At 67.0% G+C, this 17,314-nt stretch carries 18 protein-coding genes; 13 read left to right on the plus strand and 5 right to left on the minus strand.

What is annotated here, in order from left to right; genetic code table 11:
- Positions 1–272: 272 nt before the first annotated feature.
- The 6 genes from rpsL (at position 273) to NI2_RS01935 (ending at position 6,197) form a co-directional block, all read left to right on the plus strand.
- Complete coding sequence (gene rpsL, locus NI2_RS01910) at positions 273–647, plus strand: 30S ribosomal protein S12 (RefSeq protein ID WP_056814220.1); 375 nt, start codon at positions 273–275, stop codon at positions 645–647.
- A gap of 1 nt (position 648) precedes the next feature.
- The gene (gene rpsG, locus NI2_RS01915) at positions 649–1,119 is read left to right on the plus strand and encodes a 30S ribosomal protein S7 (protein WP_067485171.1); all 471 of its coding nucleotides are present in this window, start codon (positions 649–651) and stop codon (positions 1,117–1,119) included.
- Between the two features lie 33 nt (positions 1,120–1,152).
- A complete protein-coding gene (gene fusA, locus NI2_RS01920) occupies positions 1,153–3,255 on the plus strand; it encodes an elongation factor G (RefSeq protein ID WP_067485174.1) in 2,103 nt (700 codons plus the stop codon).
- A gap of 114 nt (positions 3,256–3,369) precedes the next feature.
- Entirely contained in the window at positions 3,370–4,560 is a 1,191-nt protein-coding gene (gene tuf, locus NI2_RS01925) for an elongation factor Tu (RefSeq protein ID WP_067485177.1), read from the plus strand.
- 330 nt (positions 4,561–4,890) lie between these two features.
- Positions 4,891–5,286 (plus strand): hypothetical protein, encoded by a 396-nt coding sequence (locus NI2_RS01930; RefSeq protein WP_067485180.1) that lies wholly within the window; start codon positions 4,891–4,893, stop codon positions 5,284–5,286.
- Positions 5,287–5,384: 98 nt separating this feature from the next.
- The gene (locus NI2_RS01935; RefSeq protein WP_067485183.1) at positions 5,385–6,197 is read left to right on the plus strand and encodes an alpha/beta fold hydrolase; all 813 of its coding nucleotides are present in this window, start codon (positions 5,385–5,387) and stop codon (positions 6,195–6,197) included.
- A gap of 23 nt (positions 6,198–6,220) precedes the next feature.
- Here NI2_RS01935 and NI2_RS01940 read toward each other — a convergent pair whose 3' ends face one another.
- Positions 6,221–6,556, minus strand: coding sequence for a hypothetical protein (locus tag NI2_RS01940; RefSeq protein ID WP_255283992.1), 336 nt, complete (start codon positions 6,554–6,556; stop codon positions 6,221–6,223).
- A gap of 99 nt (positions 6,557–6,655) precedes the next feature.
- Positions 6,656–7,084 (minus strand): PPOX class F420-dependent oxidoreductase, encoded by a 429-nt coding sequence (locus tag NI2_RS01945; RefSeq protein ID WP_067485189.1) that lies wholly within the window; start codon positions 7,082–7,084, stop codon positions 6,656–6,658.
- Positions 7,085–7,344: 260 nt separating this feature from the next.
- On the opposite strand from NI2_RS01945, the gene fusA (NI2_RS01950) reads away from it, so the two are divergent.
- Positions 7,345–9,423: an elongation factor G gene (gene fusA, locus NI2_RS01950; RefSeq protein WP_067485197.1), complete on the plus strand. Its 2,079-nt coding sequence runs from the start codon at positions 7,345–7,347 to the stop codon at positions 9,421–9,423.
- A gap of 37 nt (positions 9,424–9,460) precedes the next feature.
- On the opposite strand, the gene NI2_RS01955 is transcribed toward fusA (NI2_RS01950), so the two are convergent.
- Positions 9,461–9,979: a nuclear transport factor 2 family protein gene (locus NI2_RS01955; RefSeq protein WP_067485200.1), complete on the minus strand. Its 519-nt coding sequence runs from the start codon at positions 9,977–9,979 to the stop codon at positions 9,461–9,463.
- A 99-nt stretch (positions 9,980–10,078) separates the two neighbouring features.
- Between NI2_RS01955 and NI2_RS01960 the strand changes: the two genes are divergently transcribed.
- A complete protein-coding gene (locus NI2_RS01960) occupies positions 10,079–10,531 on the plus strand; it encodes a MarR family winged helix-turn-helix transcriptional regulator (RefSeq protein ID WP_067485203.1) in 453 nt (150 codons plus the stop codon).
- Positions 10,532–10,551: 20 nt separating this feature from the next.
- Here the strand turns inward: NI2_RS01960 and NI2_RS01965 are convergent, their stop codons facing one another.
- Entirely contained in the window at positions 10,552–11,454 is a 903-nt protein-coding gene (locus NI2_RS01965; protein WP_084475783.1) for a helix-turn-helix transcriptional regulator, read from the minus strand.
- Positions 11,455–11,556: 102 nt separating this feature from the next.
- Between NI2_RS01965 and NI2_RS01970 the strand changes: the two genes are divergently transcribed.
- The 5 genes from NI2_RS01970 (at position 11,557) to NI2_RS01990 (ending at position 16,241) form a co-directional block, all read left to right on the plus strand.
- Positions 11,557–13,038, plus strand: a complete 1,482-nt coding sequence (locus NI2_RS01970) for an MFS transporter (RefSeq protein ID WP_067485206.1) — start codon at positions 11,557–11,559, stop codon at positions 13,036–13,038.
- 122 nt (positions 13,039–13,160) lie between these two features.
- Positions 13,161–14,357 carry an NAD(P)/FAD-dependent oxidoreductase gene (locus NI2_RS01975; protein WP_067485208.1) on the plus strand — a complete coding sequence of 399 codons (1,197 nt, stop codon included), beginning with the start codon at positions 13,161–13,163 and terminating at the stop codon, positions 14,355–14,357.
- 112 nt (positions 14,358–14,469) lie between these two features.
- A complete protein-coding gene (locus tag NI2_RS01980; protein ID WP_067485211.1) occupies positions 14,470–14,679 on the plus strand; it encodes a hypothetical protein in 210 nt (69 codons plus the stop codon).
- Positions 14,680–14,720: 41 nt separating this feature from the next.
- Entirely contained in the window at positions 14,721–15,485 is a 765-nt protein-coding gene (locus NI2_RS01985; RefSeq protein ID WP_067485214.1) for a glutamate racemase, read from the plus strand.
- Between the two features lie 15 nt (positions 15,486–15,500).
- Positions 15,501–16,241: a DNA alkylation repair protein gene (locus tag NI2_RS01990; RefSeq protein ID WP_067485880.1), complete on the plus strand. Its 741-nt coding sequence runs from the start codon at positions 15,501–15,503 to the stop codon at positions 16,239–16,241.
- On the opposite strand, the gene NI2_RS01995 is transcribed toward NI2_RS01990, so the two are convergent.
- Positions 16,238–17,293: a ferredoxin--NADP reductase gene (locus tag NI2_RS01995; RefSeq protein WP_067485217.1), complete on the minus strand. Its 1,056-nt coding sequence runs from the start codon at positions 17,291–17,293 to the stop codon at positions 16,238–16,240. The two genes, NI2_RS01990 and NI2_RS01995, sit on opposite strands and share 4 nt — an antisense overlap.
- Between the last annotated feature and the right edge of the window lie 21 nt (positions 17,294–17,314).

Raw genomic sequence — 17,314 nt, forward strand, 5'->3', positions numbered from 1 at the left:
AAGCCTTGACGCACGACCCCGCTTTGACCCCGGTTCGGGCGGGCGCGTATCGTGGACCGCTGTGCCCGGATTGCTACGGGCAAGTTCGTGCGTGAACGTAGGCCAGCGAGAGCGGCTGATACGTTCCAGCGTGCCCAGAAAAAGGGCCCTGAGCCGCGCGCGACACGCCCGACCGCGGGTAAACGGAAACACGGTCGGACGTGCGAGTGAAAGCTCGATGAACTGAAGACACGTGTTCCGCTACCGCAATCACCAATAAGGAAAGCCGGTCTATGCCAACCATCAACCAGCTGGTCCGCAAGGGTCGCCGCGACAAGGTCACCAAGACCAAGACTGCGGCCCTGAAGGGGAGCCCGCAGCGTCGTGGCGTGTGCACTCGCGTGTACACCACCACCCCCAAGAAGCCGAACTCCGCGCTCCGTAAGGTCGCGCGCGTTCGCCTGACCAGCGCGATCGAGGTCACGGCGTACATCCCCGGTGAAGGCCACAACCTGCAGGAGCACTCCATGGTGCTCGTCCGCGGCGGTCGTGTGAAGGACCTCCCGGGTGTCCGCTACAAGATCATCCGTGGCTCGCTGGACACCCAGGGTGTGAAGAACCGCAAGCAGGCCCGCAGCCGCTACGGCGCCAAGAAGGAGAAGAGCTGATATGCCACGCAAGGGCCCCGCACCCAAGCGTCCGCTGATCAACGACCCGGTCTACGGGTCCCCGCTGGTCACTCAGCTGGTCAACAAGATTCTGCTGGACGGCAAGAAGTCGACCGCCGAGCGCATCGTCTACGGTGCCCTCGAGCAGGCGCGCGAGAAGACCGGCACCGATCCGGTCGTCACCCTCAAGCGCGCGCTCGACAACGTCAAGCCCGCCCTCGAGGTGAAGCCCCGCCGCGTCGGTGGCGCCACCTACCAGGTGCCGGTCGAGGTCCGTCCGGGCCGCGCCAACACCCTCGCGCTGCGCTGGCTGGTCAGCTACTCCCGCGCCCGTCGTGAGAAGACGATGATCGAGCGTCTCGCCCACGAGCTCCTCGACGCGAGCAACGGCCTCGGTGCCGCGGTGAAGCGTCGCGAGGACACCCACAAGATGGCCGAGTCGAACCGGGCCTTCGCGCACTACCGCTGGTGATAGTCCGGCCCGTCACTTAAAAGGGAGAATTTCGTGGCACAGGACGTGCTCACCGACCTGAACAAGGTCCGCAACATCGGCATCATGGCCCACATCGATGCGGGCAAGACCACCACGACCGAACGCATCCTGTTCTACACCGGCATCACGTACAAGATCGGTGAAGTTCACGACGGCGCGGCCACGATGGACTGGATGGAGCAGGAGCAGGAGCGTGGTATCACCATCACCTCCGCCGCTACCACCTGCTTCTGGAAAGACAACCAGATCAACATCATCGACACCCCCGGGCACGTCGACTTCACCGTCGAGGTGGAGCGTTCGCTGCGCGTGCTCGATGGTGCGGTCGCGGTGTTCGACGGCAAAGAGGGTGTCGAGCCCCAGTCCGAGCAGGTGTGGCGTCAGGCCGACAAGTACGACGTGCCGCGTATCTGCTTCGTGAACAAGATGGACAAGCTCGGCGCTGATTTCTACTTCACCGTGCAGACCATCAAGGACCGTCTCGGTGCCAAGCCGCTGGTCATCCAGCTGCCGATCGGTGCCGAGAACGACTTCGAGGGCATCGTCGACCTCGTCGAGAACAACGCCAAGGTCTGGAAGGGCGAGACCAAGCTCGGCGAAGAGTACGAGGTCGTCGAGATCCCGGCCGACCTCAAGGACAAGGCCGAGCAGTACCGCCAGGAGCTGCTCGAGACCGTCGCCGAGTCCGACGAGGCGCTGCTCGAGAAGTTCTTCGGTGGCGAGGAGCTCTCCGTCGAGGAGATCAAGGGCGCCATCCGCAAGATGACCGTCAACTCCGAGCTGTACCCGGTGCTGTGCGGTTCCGCGTTCAAGAACAAGGGCGTGCAGCCCATGCTCGACGCGGTCATCGATTACCTGCCCTCCCCGCTGGACGTCGAGGCCACCACCGGCCACGTGCCCGGCAAGGAAGACGAGATCCTGACCCGCAAGCCGAACGTCGACGAGCCGTTCTCGGCTCTGGCGTTCAAGATCGCGGTGCACCCGTTCTTCGGTGAGCTCACCTACATCCGCGTGTACTCGGGCAAGGTGGACTCCGGCTCGCAGGTCGTGAACTCGACCAAGGGCAAGAAGGAGCGTCTGGGCAAGCTGTTCCAGATGCACTCCAACAAGGAGAACCCGGTGACCACCGCTTCGGCGGGTCACATCTACGCCGTGATCGGTCTGAAGGACACCACCACCGGTGACACCCTCTCGGATCCGCAGAACCAGGTCGTCCTCGAGTCGATGACGTTCCCGGACCCGGTCATCGAGGTCTCCATCGAGCCCAAGACCAAGTCCGACCAGGAGAAGCTCGGCACCGCGATCCAGAAGCTGGCGCGCGAGGACCCGACGTTCTCGGTGAAGCTCGACCAGGAGACCGGCCAGACCGTCATCGGCGGTATGGGCGAGCTCCACCTCGACATCCTCGTCGACCGCATGAAGCGCGAGTTCAAGGTCGAGGCGAACGTCGGTAAGCCGCAGGTGGCCTACCGTGAGACGATCACCAAGCCGGTCGAGAAGCTCGAGTTCACGCACAAGAAGCAGACGGGTGGCTCCGGCCAGTTCGCGAAGGTCATCATCGCGGTCGAGCCCTTCGTCGGCGAAGACGGTGCGCACTACGAGTTCGAGAACAAGGTCTCCGGCGGTCGCGTGCCCCGTGAGTACATCCCGTCGGTCGACGCGGGTGCCCAGGACGCCATGCAGTACGGCGTGCTCGCCGGCTACCCGCTGGTGAACCTGAAGGTCACCCTGCTCGACGGCGCGTACCACGACGTCGACTCCTCGGAGATGGCGTTCAAGATCGCGGGTTCGCAGGCCCTGAAGGAAGCGGCCCGTAAGGCCGGTCCGGTGATCCTCGAGCCGCTCATGGCGGTGGAGGTCATCACACCCGAGGATTACATGGGTGAAGTGATCGGCGACCTCAACTCCCGCCGTGGCCAGATCCAGGCCATGGAGGAACGCAGTGGTGCCCGTGTCGTCAAGGCGCTGGTTCCGCTCTCGGAGATGTTCGGCTACATCGGTGACCTGCGGTCGAAGACCCAGGGTCGCGCGAACTACTCCATGGTGTTCGCCCAGTACGCGGAGGTTCCGGCCAACGTGTCCAAGGAGATCATCGCCAAGGCGACCGGCGAGTAATTCGCTTGCCGCGGCCTTGTACGCTTGGCCGCGGCAACCGGGCGTCAGCACGACCCCCCTTATTAACCGCACTGCTGCAAAAAAGCACGCACTAACTAGTCCAGGAGGACAACAGTGGCGAAGGCGAAGTTCGAGCGGACGAAGCCCCACGTCAACATCGGCACCATCGGTCACGTCGACCATGGCAAGACCACGCTGACTGCGGCCATCACCAAGGTGCTCGCCGACAAGTACCCGGACCTGAACGAGAGCTTCGCTTTCGACCAGATCGACAAGGCGCCGGAGGAGAAGGCTCGTGGTATCACGATCAACATCTCCCACGTCGAGTACCAGACCGAAAAGCGCCACTACGCGCACGTCGACGCCCCGGGTCACGCCGACTACATCAAGAACATGATCACCGGTGCGGCCCAGATGGACGGTGCCATCCTCGTGGTCGCCGCCACCGACGGCCCGATGCCGCAGACCCGCGAGCACGTGCTGCTCGCCCGTCAGGTCGGCGTGCCCTACATCCTGGTCGCGCTGAACAAGTCGGACATGGTCGACGACGAGGAAATCCTCGAGCTCGTCGAGATGGAGGTCCGCGAGCTGCTGGCGTCGCAGGAGTTCGACGAGGATGCCCCCGTCGTGCGCGTCTCCGGCCTCAAGGCCCTCGAGGGTGACGAGAAGTGGGCCGAGTCCATCGTCGAGCTGATGAAGGCCGTCGACGACTCGATCCCGGACCCGGTCCGTGAGACCGAGCTCCCGTTCCTGATGCCCGTCGAGGACGTGTTCACCATCACCGGTCGTGGCACCGTCGTCACCGGTCGTGTCGAGCGCGGCATCATCAACGTGAACGAGGAAGTCGAGATCGTCGGCATCCGCGAGAAGAGCACCAAGACCACCGTCACCGGTATCGAGATGTTCCGCAAGCTGCTCGACCAGGGCCAGGCCGGCGACAACGTCGGTCTGCTGGTTCGTGGCATCAAGCGCGAAGATGTCGAGCGTGGCCAGGTCGTCGTGAAGCCGGGCACCACCACTCCCCACACGGAGTTCGAGGGCCAGGCGTACATCCTGTCGAAGGACGAGGGCGGTCGCCACACCCCGTTCTTCAACAACTACCGCCCGCAGTTCTACTTCCGTACCACGGACGTGACGGGCGTTGTGACCCTCCCCGAGGGCACCGAGATGGTCATGCCCGGTGACAACACCGAGATGTCCGTCAAGCTGATCCAGCCGGTCGCCATGGACGAGGGCCTGCGCTTCGCGATCCGCGAGGGTGGCCGCACCGTCGGCGCCGGTCGCGTCACGAAGATCATCAAGTGAGTCTCTGACTCACTGACACCGCAACGGCGTCGCTCCCCCGGGAGCGGCGCCGTTCGGCGTTTTCCGGGGGCGCATCGAAGGATCCCATAAGCGTGGTTCGCCATAATCGGTCGAAATCGATTGCCCGGCATGGCATTCTGAGGACAGATCGACGGGGGTGTCGCCATGGGGGAAGGATTCCTCGACAAGTCAGGGGCAGAGCCGGGTCGTAGCACGCCGTACCGGCCGCCGGAACCGGCACGATGGCCCACTCGCCCGCAGCCCGAGCCTCTACTCTTCTCCCATGAAGTCCGCGCCGCGAATGTCGAGCGCGAACGGGTTCAGCGGCTGTTGCGAGAGTCGGCGGCGGGGCCCGATTACTCGTCGAGCAGTGCCAGGAAGATCGGGACCGTCGCGATCGTCGGCATAGCCGCTCTCATCGGCGGCGGCTACCTGCTCAGCCGCCCGAGTAATCCGGACCCGGTCATCGCGTCCTGCGTACGAACCGAGAAGAACGGCAGCCAGACCGTCGTCGCTGACAGCAACTGCTCGAGCTCGGGCGTCGGATCCTTCCGCGGCAGCTCGACCTGGCCGCAGTACCAGTACTACTACGGCGGCAACACCACCATCGGCAAGCCACCGTCCGGCGGCACGACCATCAAGCCGAGCAATGTCGAAATCAAGACCAAGAGCGGCACGGTCATCCAGCGCGGCGGCCTCGGCCGTGGTGGCGGCAGCGGCTCCTAGTCCGCCACACAAGCCATGACATGTGGGGTCATCGCCGGGAGGGCGCTGGGTGGGTAGCGTTCGTGGGGTCGGGTGTCCCTGGGGCGTTTGGAGGCGGCGTGGTTGTGGTGAAGGGGTTCGAGGTTGTCGAGGGGGAGCTCGGGCACGGGTTGCCGTATTTCGCGTTCGGGGAGGGGCGGCCGTTGGTGTTCCTGCGGTGGTTCACGCCGGATCACACGAACCCGAGCGGATGGATGCGGGCCAGTGAGGTGAAAACGTTGGCGCCGCTGGCCAGGAACTTCCGGGTGTATGCGGTGAATCGGGCGCCGGGGATGGCGGAGGGGACGTCGATGGCCGATATCGCGCGCGACCACGCGGAGGCTTTGCGGGACGAATTCGGGGAGCCCGTCGATGTGCTGGGGATTTCTTCGGGCGGGTCGGTGGCCCTGCAATTGGCCGCCGATCATCCGTCGGCGGTGCGCAGGCTGGTGATCGCGTCGTCGGGGTGCCGGCTGCCCGAGCCCGCTCGCGCCTCGCAGCTGAAGTACGCGACGGCCGCCGCCGAAGGGAAACGCGCACTCCAGCACATGGCGACCGTCGGTATCGAGTCGCCGGTGAAGGCCCGCCTGGTCGGTGCGGTGGCCTGGCTCGCCGACCCGCTGATGCGCCCGAAGAACCCCGCCGACACCCTCGCCTTCGTCCTCGCCGAAGACGCCTTCGACGTCACCGACCGCCTCACCGATATCACCGCCCCCACCCTGGTGATCGGCGGCGAACGCGACGAGTTCTACCCCCAGTCGATCTTCCATCAGACCGCCGAGGGCATCCCCGACTCCCGCTTGATCATCTACCCCGACACCACTCACATGGGCGCGATCAAACACGAACGCTTCGCTCCCGAAGTCACCGAATTCCTAGGATCAGCAACGTAATCGAGGCCTCCGGCGAACGGTCTTCACCGCTCGTCGAGGTGTACCCGGACCGTGACACCGCCGCGCTCGCCGCGGTGCGCGACAGCATGGCCGTAATGGTCGAGGCCGTCGATGCGCAGGGTGATCGGCCCACCCGCACCGAGGAAGTTGCGCCACCACGTCTTCTGATCCGGCATGGCGACGCCGATGACGTACTCGTCCCCGGACCGGCGGTAGTTGACGGGGGTGCTGAACGTGCGCCCCGAGCGGCGGCCGACATAACTCACCTCGGCGAAGGATTTGCCGAGAGCCTTGTGAAGGCCCGGCGCCCTCGTCACGGCGAGGACGATCGCGTTGAAGACGCGCATGCCGCGTCGCATCATCGGATTCTGAAACATCTATCTGCCCCGGATCTGTCACGGAATGTGTGGTCTCGACCGTACCGATCGACTGTGGCAATTCATCGAGAGCTCACTGTGTCAGCGGACCTTGGCCCCGTAGACATGCTCGACCGCCATTATCATCAGGACGCGGCGGTCCGACACCATCACCTCGCGGTATTCGTCCCAGTCCGGGTGCTCGCCCGCGGCGGCGCGGTAGTAGGCGACGAGGGCTTCCACTTCGGGGCCGTGTGGGTCGGTGCCGGGGCCGGTGAGCTCGGCGGTGCCTTCGGCGGTTGCCCAGGACCAGCCGTCGGCGCTGCCCACTTCGAGAGCGGCGCGTGGGTCGCGGCGCAGGTTCGCGGTCTTGGCACGGCCCTCGGTCATCGAGACGTAGATGACGCCCGCCTCGCGGTCGTAGTAGGGGGTGACCGGTGAAAGCTGGGGTCTGCCATCGGCTTTGATCGTGGCGAGGACGCCGATCTTCGCCTCGGCGAGCAGGGCGTGCGGATCGAACTGTTCGGACATGGGCCACTCCTGTTGTCGGCGTGTTCTGACGAACCGTTGTGCACCTGCGTTTATGCCCGCGCGGAAAACCTGTCGACAATCCCGGACCGGGCCGCGTACAAAGAGTCCATGTTTACGGTACGTCCGCAGTCGCGGTTCTAGTTCGCATCGGGTCCGTGTGGCGCCGAGGCGACGCCGCGTGACCCGACGCCCGTGCCGTCCCCCGGAGCGCCTCACCGGCGAGCGTCGATCTCTGAAACCGACTCGGCCGGGAGCCTCCCATGACCAGAACCGATCTCGCCCGCCTACGAAATATCGGCATCGCCGCCCACATCGACGCGGGCAAGACCACGATCACCGAACGAATCCTGTTCTACACCGGTGTGATTCGCACCCTGGGTGAGGTGCACGACGGTACCGCCGTGATGGACCACATGGTGCAGGAGCGTGAGCACGGCATCACCATCACCTCCGCGGCGACCACCTGCGAGTGGGCCGAGCACCAGATCACCGTCATCGACACCCCTGGCCACGTCGACTTCACCGCCGAGGTGGAGCGCACGCTGCGGGTGCTCGACGGCGCGGTCGCGGTGTTCGACGCCAAGGAGGGTGTGGAGGCGCAGTCGGAGCAGGTGTGGCGCCAGGCCGACACCTACGGTGTGCCCCGGATCTGTTTCGTGAACAAGATGGACAAGCTCGGCGCCGATTTCGCGTTCACCGTGCGGACCATCGCGGAACGACTCGGTGTGCGCCCGTTGGTGATCCAGCTGCCGATCGGTGCCGAACGTGACTTCGAGGGCGTGATCGACCTGGTCGACATGACCGCGAAGCGGTGGCGCGGCGACACCGGAAACGGTGTCCGCTACGAGACCGTCGAGATACCGGAACAGCTGCGGACCAGGGTGATTCAGCATCGAGAAGCACTGCTGGCGACGGTCGCCGAAGCCGACGACGACGTGCTGGAAAGCTACCTGTCCGGCAAGCCGATCGCCGTCGACGTCCTCAAAGCCGCGATCCGGCGGATGACGCTCGACGCCACGGCCTACCCGGTGCTGTGCGGTTCGGCGCTGGCCAATATCGGCGTACAACCGCTGCTGGACGCCATCGTCGACTACCTGCCGTCGCCGGTGGATGTCGTCGCTGTGCACGGCTTCTCGGCGGAAGGAACACACGTGCACCGCGCTCCCGATATCGCCGAGCCGTTCGCGGCCCTGGCGTTCAAGGTCGCGGCGCATCCGTTCTTCGGGACGCTGGTGTATCTGCGTGTGTACTCCGGTACCGCCGAACCCGGTGCCACCGTGCTGAATTCGACGAACGGACGAAAGGAGCGCCTGGGCAAACTGTTCCAGATGCACGCGAGCACCGAGATCGCGATCGATCGGGTGCGGGCGGGTCAGATCTGTGCCGTGATCGGCCTCGAAGCCACCGGCACCGGCGACACCCTGTGCGATCGGCACGACCCGATCGTGCTGGAGTCGATGACCTTCCCCGCCCCGGTCCTGTCCCTCTCGATCGAACCGAGGACTCGCGCCGACCAGGACAAGCTCGGCATCGCCCTGGCCCGCCTGGCCGACGAGGACCCGACGTTCATCGTGCATGTCGACGCCGAAACCGGACAGACGGTGATCGGCGGCATGGGCGAGCTGCATCTGGAAATCCTGGTCGACCGGCTGAAACGACAGTTCCGGGTGGACGCGACCATCGGCGAACCACGCGTGGCCTACCGCGAGACCGTCACCGCTCCCGTCGACCTGCTCGAGCACACCCACCGCAAACAGGTGGGTGGACGCGGGCAGTACGCGAAGGTGGCGATCGCGCTGGCCCCGCACGTGGCCGACGACGGCGCCGTCTACGAATTCCGCAACCAGGTCACCGGTGGGCGGGTGCCGAGGGAGTACGTCCCCGCGGTCGACGCGGGCGCGCAAGACGCGCTCGCGGTTGGCCCGCTCGCCGGCTTCCCCCTGGTGAACGTGCTGGTGACGCTGCTCGACGGCGCCGCCCACGTGCGGGATTCCTCGGATCTGGCGTTCCGGCTGGCCGGTGCGGCAGCGGTGCGCGCGGCGGTGGCGCGCGCGAAGCCGGTGCTGCTCGAACCCATGATGGCCGTGGAGGTCGTCACGCCCGAGCAGTACGTCGGCGAGGTGATCGGTGATCTGAACACCCGGCGTGGCCGGATCACCGAGCTGGCCGAGCGCGGCGGCGCCCACGTCGTCCGCGCGCTGACCCCACTGTCGGAGATGTTCGGCTACATCGGCGATCTTCGCTCGAAAACCCGTGGCCGAGCGAACTTCTCGATGACGTTCGACTCCTACGCCCCGGTCCCACCCGAGGTCGCGAAGTCGATCATCGCGAACAGCTGACCAGGATGTCGGTGGCGTCTCCTCAGGCGCCACCGACTCAGGGCGCCAGGGTGCCGACCGTCCACAGAGGCGCGGTTTCCACGCGGGCGAAGCGCCATCCGTCGGGCGTGCGCACGGCATCGAATCGGTAGGTGCCGCCACCGGCGTAGAACGGTTCGGGGGCCACTCGGCCGGGGGTCGGTGCGCTGGGAACGAACGCGAACAGCGAGTTCGCCCGGACCTGGGCCCGATCGCCCGCGAGCTCGATGCGCACATTGCTGATGTAGTGCGGCGAGCGCTGCTGGTCGGAGTGGTTGCGGCCGGCGAGTGCGATGACCTTGTCGAGGCCGGTGGCCTCCCCGCCGGGTGATTTGGCGGTCACATCGGGGGTGTAGATGGTGGCGAAGGCGTCGAATCGTCCTTCTTCCAGTGCTGCGGCGAGATTGTCGATGAGGGCGTGGATCTCGTTGCGGTCTTCCAGCTCACGCAGTCGTTGCTCGGAGGAGTCGGTGCAGGCGGTGGCGAGCAGCGCGGTCGGCAGCGCGAGGATCGGCAGGAGGTAACGGATTTCGGTCATGATCCCAGCCTTCGGCTTGATTGTTGGTATAACCAATGTAGGTGCGGCCAACGATAACATTCGTGGGTGCGACCAACAAGTGCTTGATACGATGAGGTCATGGAACACGCGGGAGCGCAGGCGGCGGCGAAGCTGCGGGGGATGCCGACTCGATGCCTAACCCAGGTCGCGGTGCTGGCCGACCGGGCTGCCGAACGCGCCCTCGCCGACACCGGCTCGCGCAGGCATCACTTCGCGCTGCTGGCCACCCTGGCCGAGTTCGGTCCCGCCAGCCAGGCCGAGCTGGGCAGGCGCACCGGCATCGACCGCAGCGATATCGTTGGTGCGCTCAACGATCTGGCCGGGCGCGGCTTCGTCGACCGCACCCCCGACCCCGAGGACCGGCGCCGCAATATCGTCACGATCACCGAGCCAGGCGCCGCCCACCTCGCCGACCTCGACGGCAAGCTGCGCGCCGCCCAGCAGGAACTACTCGGTGCGCTGTCCGAGGGCGAACGCGACCAGCTCGTGGGTCTGCTCAGCCGCGTACTGGACGACCACGCGGGGCGGTGAAGCTCACCCGTGCTATTCGATCAGCGGTGCTCGCCCGTGAAGGCCTGGTCTTCGGGTGTCTGCCTTGTGGGCCGACGCGCAGCCGGTGCCCCGCGCAGCAGATGCAAGGCGTCGGCGTCGGCCTCGTTGCGGGCGGTGTAGACCTCGAGCCGGTGGTCGGGGCTGTCGGGTTGCAACCACACCTGATAGTCCACATCCACGCTGCCGACCGTCGGATGCTGTAGTCGCATCGTGCCGACGGTGCAGTCGGCGACTTCGCCCTCGGCCCACAGTGTCGCGAATTCCGTACTGCGCATGGACAATTCGCCGATCAGTTCGGCCAGGCGTGCGTCGGTGGGGTAGCGGCCCGCCGTGAGCCGCAGGTAGCCGACGTGAATGCGGGCGAGTTCGTCCCAGTTGCGATGCAGGTCCTTGGTGAGCGGATCGAGGAAGAATTGGCGCGGGATCGAGGGGCGCTCGACAGGGTCGGCGGGGGCGGCGAAGTCGAGGTGTTCGGCGAAGAGTGCGTGTCCGCTGTGGTTCCAGGCGAGCACGTCGCCGCGCCTGCCGAGGACGAGGGCGGGCATGGTGTCGCCGAGCGCGTCGAGTAGGGCGAGGACGCGGGGGTGGGCGCGTTCGGATTCGTCGCGGGTGAGTCGTGGTGTGGTCGGTCGTCCGGCCAGGTTGTGCAGGTGTGCGGTTTCGGCGGCATCGAGGCGCAGTACCCGCGCGAGGGCATCGATGACCTGCGGTGACGCCGTGCCCGCCTGATCCTGTTCGAGCCGGGTGTAGTAGCCGGCGCTCACGCCCGCCAGCTGCGCGAGTTCTTCGCGGCGCAGCCCGGGCACCCGGCGGGTCGCGCCGTAGGTGCGCAGCTCGAGATCGGCTGGGGTGATGCGGTCGCGGCGGGTTTTGAGGAATACGCCGAGGCTTTCCAGCTCCATGCTCCCGATCGTAGGGAGCCCGGCGAGCTCGTGGGTATCCCTGCCGGGTGTACCCATCGCCGGGTCTGGTTGCCGTGCACGCCAGGGCCCAGATTCGGTGACATGAACAATGCTTCTCCGGTGCGGGCCTGGCTGGGCCTGCTGGTGGTCCTCGGTCCGGTTCTGCTCGTCGCGATGGACGGTTCGGTGCTGTTCCTCGCGATGCCCGCGATCACCGGTACGCTGTCCCCGTCCGCCGATCAGAGCCTGTGGATCCTGGACAGTTACGGCTTCGCCGTCGGCTCCCTGCTCATCGCCTTCGGCACCATCGGCGACCGCTACGGGCGCAAACGGCTCCTGCTGATCGGCGCCGCGATGTTCGGCCTCGGCTCGGTGGGCGCGGCCTTCGCCACCAGCCCCGAATCGCTGATCGCGTTCCGCGTGCTGATGGGCGTGGCCGGGGCGACGCTGTTGCCGTCGGCGCTGGCCGTGCTCGGCACCCTGTTCACCGACCCGAGGCGCCGTGCACAGGCCATCGGTATCTTCGCGGCCACGTTCGCCGCCGGATTCGCGATCGGACCGATCGTCGCGGGTCAGCTGCTGAGCCGGTTCTGGTGGGGTTCGGTCCTGTTGATCAATGTGCCGGTTGTGTTGTTGTTCCTGATGTTCGCGCCGATCCTGCTCGGGGAGGTGCGGGCCACGGTGGTCGGCCGTATCGACGTGGCGAGCGTGGCTACCTCGGCGATGGGTCTGTTGCTCGCCATGTACGCCGTGAAACACACAGCGGCAGAAGGCCTTTCCACTTCGGCCACGGGCGCGGGCTTGGTGGGTGCGGTGCTGCTCGGCTGGTTCGGGCGCAGGCAGGGGCGGATCGCGAACCCGCTGATCGACTTGGCGTTGTTCCGCAACCGCGTGTTCACGATCGCGATCGTCACCGGCTTCCTGCCGCTGGCGGCGTGGTCGGCCACCGCCTACCTCGGCGGCATCTATCTGCAGTCCGTGCTCGACCTCACCGTCACCGATGCCGCGCTGCTCGCGGTGCCCGGGGCCGTGGTCCTCACCGTCACCGCCGTCGTCACCCCGGCGATCGCCGCCCGGATCGGCCGGTCGGCCGCGCTCGTCACCGCGCATTTCACCATCGTCGCGGGTTTGCTGCTGTTGCTGCCGACCGGCACGAGCACCGGCGCGGGCTGGTATATCGCGGCGACGGCCGTGGCGGGCATCGGCTACGGCATCTCCTTCAGCGTGGTCGCCGATATCGCGGTCGCGGCGGTCCCGCCCGAGCGCGCGGGGTCGGCCGCCGCGCTCGCCGAAACCGGCAACGAACTCGGCAATGCTCTCGGCATCGCCCTGTTCGGTTCCCTGGCCGCGCTCGTCTTCCGTATCGGCGGTCCGGACCTGGCGCCCACCCTCGGCGCAACCCTCGACCTGCCCGACCTGCTTCCAGCCGCCGCCGACGCGCGATCGGCGTTCGTCGACGGGCTGCATGTAGTCGCCGCGGCCGCCGCCGTGCTGCATGCCCTCCTCGGTCTGGTCGCGCTGCGCGTTCTGCGCTCGCGTCCAGTGGATGTGGAGATCACGCAACCCGCTCCGGCGGGCCTCTGACGAAGAGTCCATCGGCGACGCCCCGAACGTCGGGCGGCATCACATCGCTGGCCGAATGCGACGTGAACCACACTCCCGACCGGCGCACTGGTACAAACAAGCGAGAGGGAAGGACGAAATATATGAGCGCGCCGATCGTCATCGTCGGAGCGGGCCTGGCAGGCCTGCGCACCGCCGAGGAATTACGCCGAGCCGGGTACGAGGGGGGTGTGCTGCTCGTCGGGGACGAGGCGCGGCCACCGTACGATCGCCCACCGCTGTCCAAGCAGTTCGTGCGTGGCGAGACCGACGACACCACCCTGCGCCCGCCGGAGTTCTTCACCGAGAAGAACATCGAGCTGCGCCTCGGCACCGCTGTCGCCCGGGTGGACACCGCCGCGCGCACCCTCACCCTCGCCGACGGTGACACCATCGCCTACGACCAGCTCGTCATCGCCACGGGTTTGCGCCCCCGCCGCCTGCCCGGGGTGGAGGAGGTGACGGGCGTACACGTGCTGCGCGCCCACGACGACGCCGAATCCCTGCGCGCCGACCTGGCCGCCGCCCAGCGCGCCCTCATCGTCGGCGCCGGATTCATCGGCTGCGAACTGGCCGCGAGCTTCCGCGCCGCGGGCAAGGACGTGACCCTCGTCGAACCGCAGCCTGCCCCGCTCGCGTCGGTACTCGGCGAGCAGATCGGTGGGTACGTGGCGCGTATGCACCGCGACCACGGTGTCGACCTGCGCTGTGGCGTCGGCGTCGACACGCTTCGGGTGGACGTCGACGGGCACGTGCGCGGCGCGCTGCTCAGCGACGGTTCCGATATAGATGCCGACCTGGTGGTCATCGGAATCGGGTCTGTGCCCGCCACCGACTGGCTGGCCGGTTCCGGTATCGAACTGGCCGACCCGACGGCGGGCGGCGGCGTGCTCGCCGACGAGCTGGGTCGTACGTCCGCTGAGGGCGTCTGGGCCGTCGGTGACGTCGCTGCCTGGCGTTACGGTGACATTCGCAAGCGGGTCGAGCATTGGACCAGTGCGGGTGAGCAGGCGAAGCTGGTGGTTACCGCGCTGCTCGGCGGCGCGGCACCTACGGCTGCGCGGGTGCCGTACTTCTGGAGCGATCAGTACGACGTGAAGATCCAGGCTCTCGGTACGCCTCATCCGGCTGACGAGGTCACCGTCGTGTCCGAAGACGGGCACAAGTTCCTCGCCTACTACTCCAGGGACGGAATTCTCACCGCTGTTCTCGGGGCGGGGATGACGGCCCAGGTGATGAAGTTGCGTGCGAAGTTGGCTGCGCCTACACCGGTGGCCGATCTCCTGGCTGCTACGTCGTGACTTTGGTTGGGTAACTCCCGCGCGACCGGCTTCACGGCACCACTTCGGTGTTTTGTGTACCACGGAGGTATTGACTCGCCTTCCGGCACGCGACTCGGATTACTCTGGCGCCGTGGGGATTTCTGAGTACGCACCCGGCGACGTGGTCGTCTTTTCACACGGCCCGTTCGGCGGTATCTGTGCTGTTGTCCAGTCCGTCGACACCCGGCGGTCGACGCTCGGGCTGGAGTTCGCCGTGGGCACCACGCACCGGGAGGGCGGGGTGCTGCGGGAGGATCGGCATCGGCTGACCGTCGGGTTCGACGAGGTCGAGTTGCTGTAGGCGGGACGGGGGGCTTCGCGGGCCTGTAATACGGTGGACCTGTGATCGTCGCGCTTATCGATTCGGGTCTCGGCTTGTTGCCGACGGCCGCGTGGCTGCGCAAACTGCGACCCGATGTGGATCTGCTGCTGCTGCTCGATCCCGAGGGCGCGCCGTGGGGGCCCAAGCCGGAACAGTGGGTGGTCGAGCGGGTGCTGGCGACGGCGCGGCAGGCGCTGGCGCTGGGGGCCGAGGTGATCGTGCTGCCGTGCAATACGGCGAGTGTGACGGCGTTGGCTCAGGTGCGCGCCGAGGTGGGGGAGTCGGTGCCGGTGATCGGCACGGTTCCGGCGATCAAACCCGCTGCGGCGCAGTGCCGTTCGGTTGCGGTGTGGGCGACGGCGGCGACGACGGCCAGCCGTTATCAGGCCGACCTCATCGCCCGCTTCGGCGGCGATGCGAAGGTTGTCGGGGTGGCCTGCCACGGCCTGGCCGACGCCATCGACCGAGGTGACGTGCCCGCGATCAACGCCTCGATCGCCGATGCCGCCGCCCGCACACCCGCCGATGTGGAGGGCGTCGTGCTCGGCTGCACCCACTATCCGCTGGTCGTCGACGCCATCGTCGCCGCATTGCCGGACGGTGTGCGCCTGTTCGACAGCGCCCAGGCCGTCGCCGCCCAGACCGTCCGCAAGATGGACGAGCTCGGCAGGCCGAGCACCGGCACCGGCACCGTCATGGTCCGCACCAGCGGTGAACCGGGTGAATTGCCCGCCGGCGCGGCGACTTTCGAGTCCGGGCGGCTGCTGGGAGCCGTCGGTCTCTGACCCCAGGAGGTGCGTGTGTCCGAGTTGCCGACCGCCGAGCAGGTTCGTGCCGCACTAGCCGAACACGCCGACCCGGCCGACGCGCGACACCTGCAACGCTTCTTCAAAACCGGACCCGGCGAGTACGGCGACGGTGATGTGTTCCTCGGTGTCCGCGTGCCTGTCAGCCGGAGGGTCGCCAAAGGATTCACCGCGCTGCCGCTCGACCAGGTCGACGAACTCCTCGACAGCCCGGTCCACGAGGAACGCCTGGTCGCTCTGTTCGTCCTCGGCGCGAAGTTCGCCACCGCGTCGAAACCACGCACCCGTGACGACAAGGCGCGCGAGGAGACAGTCGACCGCTACCTGGCCGCCGTGTGCCGGGGCCGGGTGAACAACTGGGACCTGGTCGACTCGTCGGCCGAATACATTCTCGGTGCCTGGTTGCTCGACAAAGACCGCACCCTGCTTTTCGAACTGGCACACCAGGATTCGCTCTGGGAGCGCAGAGTCGCCCTGCTGTCGACCTTCGCCTTCATCCGCGCGGGCGACGCGAGCACCACCCTGGCCCTGGCCGAGGAGCTGCTCGACGATCACCGCGACCTGATCCAGAAAGCCCTCGGGTGGATGCTGCGCGAGGTCGGCAAGAAGGTCGACCCCGCGCTACTCACCGGCTTCCTCGATGCCAACGCACGCGAAATGGGTCGCACCGCACTCAGTTACGCGACCGAACACCTCGACAAGGAACAACGCGCCGCGTATCGGGCGATGCGCTAGAACTGGATTTTCAGGTGGTCGGTCACCGGCCGGGCCTGGCAGCCGAGGATGTACCCGTTCTCGATGTCCTCGGGGTCGAGGATCTCCGAATTCTCCATCTCCACTTTGCCTTCCAGCACCGTGCAGGCACACGACCCGCATTCGCCCTCCTGGCAGGAGTAGGGCACGTCGAGGCCCTTGTCGAGCATGATGTCGACCAGCGTCTGCTTGCGCGGCCAGCTCAGCTCGTGCACCTGCCCGTCGAGCTCCACCTCGACGGTCGCGGCGTCGGCGGCCTCTTCCTCGGACACCTCGGCGGGCGCGTGGTCGGCGAACGGGTCACCGGCCAGCGAGTTGAAGATCTCGGCGTGGGTGCGGCTGCGCGGCACGTCGAGCGCGGCGAGCGCGGTGTGCACGAGGTCCATGAACGGTTTCGGCCCGCACATGAACGCCTCGTAGGCGGTGTAGGGGCTCACCAGGCGGGCGAGCATGTCGGCGGTCGGCAGGCCGAGCAGCGGTTCGAGCCAGTGGATGACACTGAGCCGCTGCGGGAACTTGCCGACCAGTTCGCGCAGCTCGTCGGCGAAGATCACCGAGCCGGCGTCGCGGTTGGCGTAAACCAGCACGATCTTGCCGCTGCCCTTGGCGAGCGCCGACTTCAGGATGGAGATGACCGGGGTGATGCCGCTGCCCGCCGCGAACAGCAGCAGATCGGTGTCGAGGTCGCGGGGGGTGAACACGCCCGACGGCGGGAGTACTTCCAGCTCGTCGCCTGCGCTGATGTTGTCGCACAGCCAGTTCGAACCGTAACCACCCTCGGTGCGTTTCACGGTCACCTTGGGCAGGTCGTCGGTGAACGGCGAGCTGGCCAGCGAGTAGCAGCGGGCCACCGAACCGGTGAGCTCGCTGGGGATGCGCAGGGTGAGGAACTGCCCGGGCTGGTAGGCGAACCGTTCGCGCAGCTCGTCGGGCACCTCGAAGACCACGGAGCGGGTGTCGGTCGTTTCGGCGATGACTGCGGCGACCCGCAGTACCACCGAGCGCGAGCCGTGCGGAACCTCGACTGTGGTCATGTCGTCCTCTCGGGCAAAACT

It is taken from the genome of Nocardia ignorata NBRC 108230 (genome assembly GCF_001612905.1).
GTDB classification, from domain to species: Bacteria; Actinomycetota; Actinomycetes; order Mycobacteriales; family Mycobacteriaceae; genus Nocardia; species Nocardia ignorata.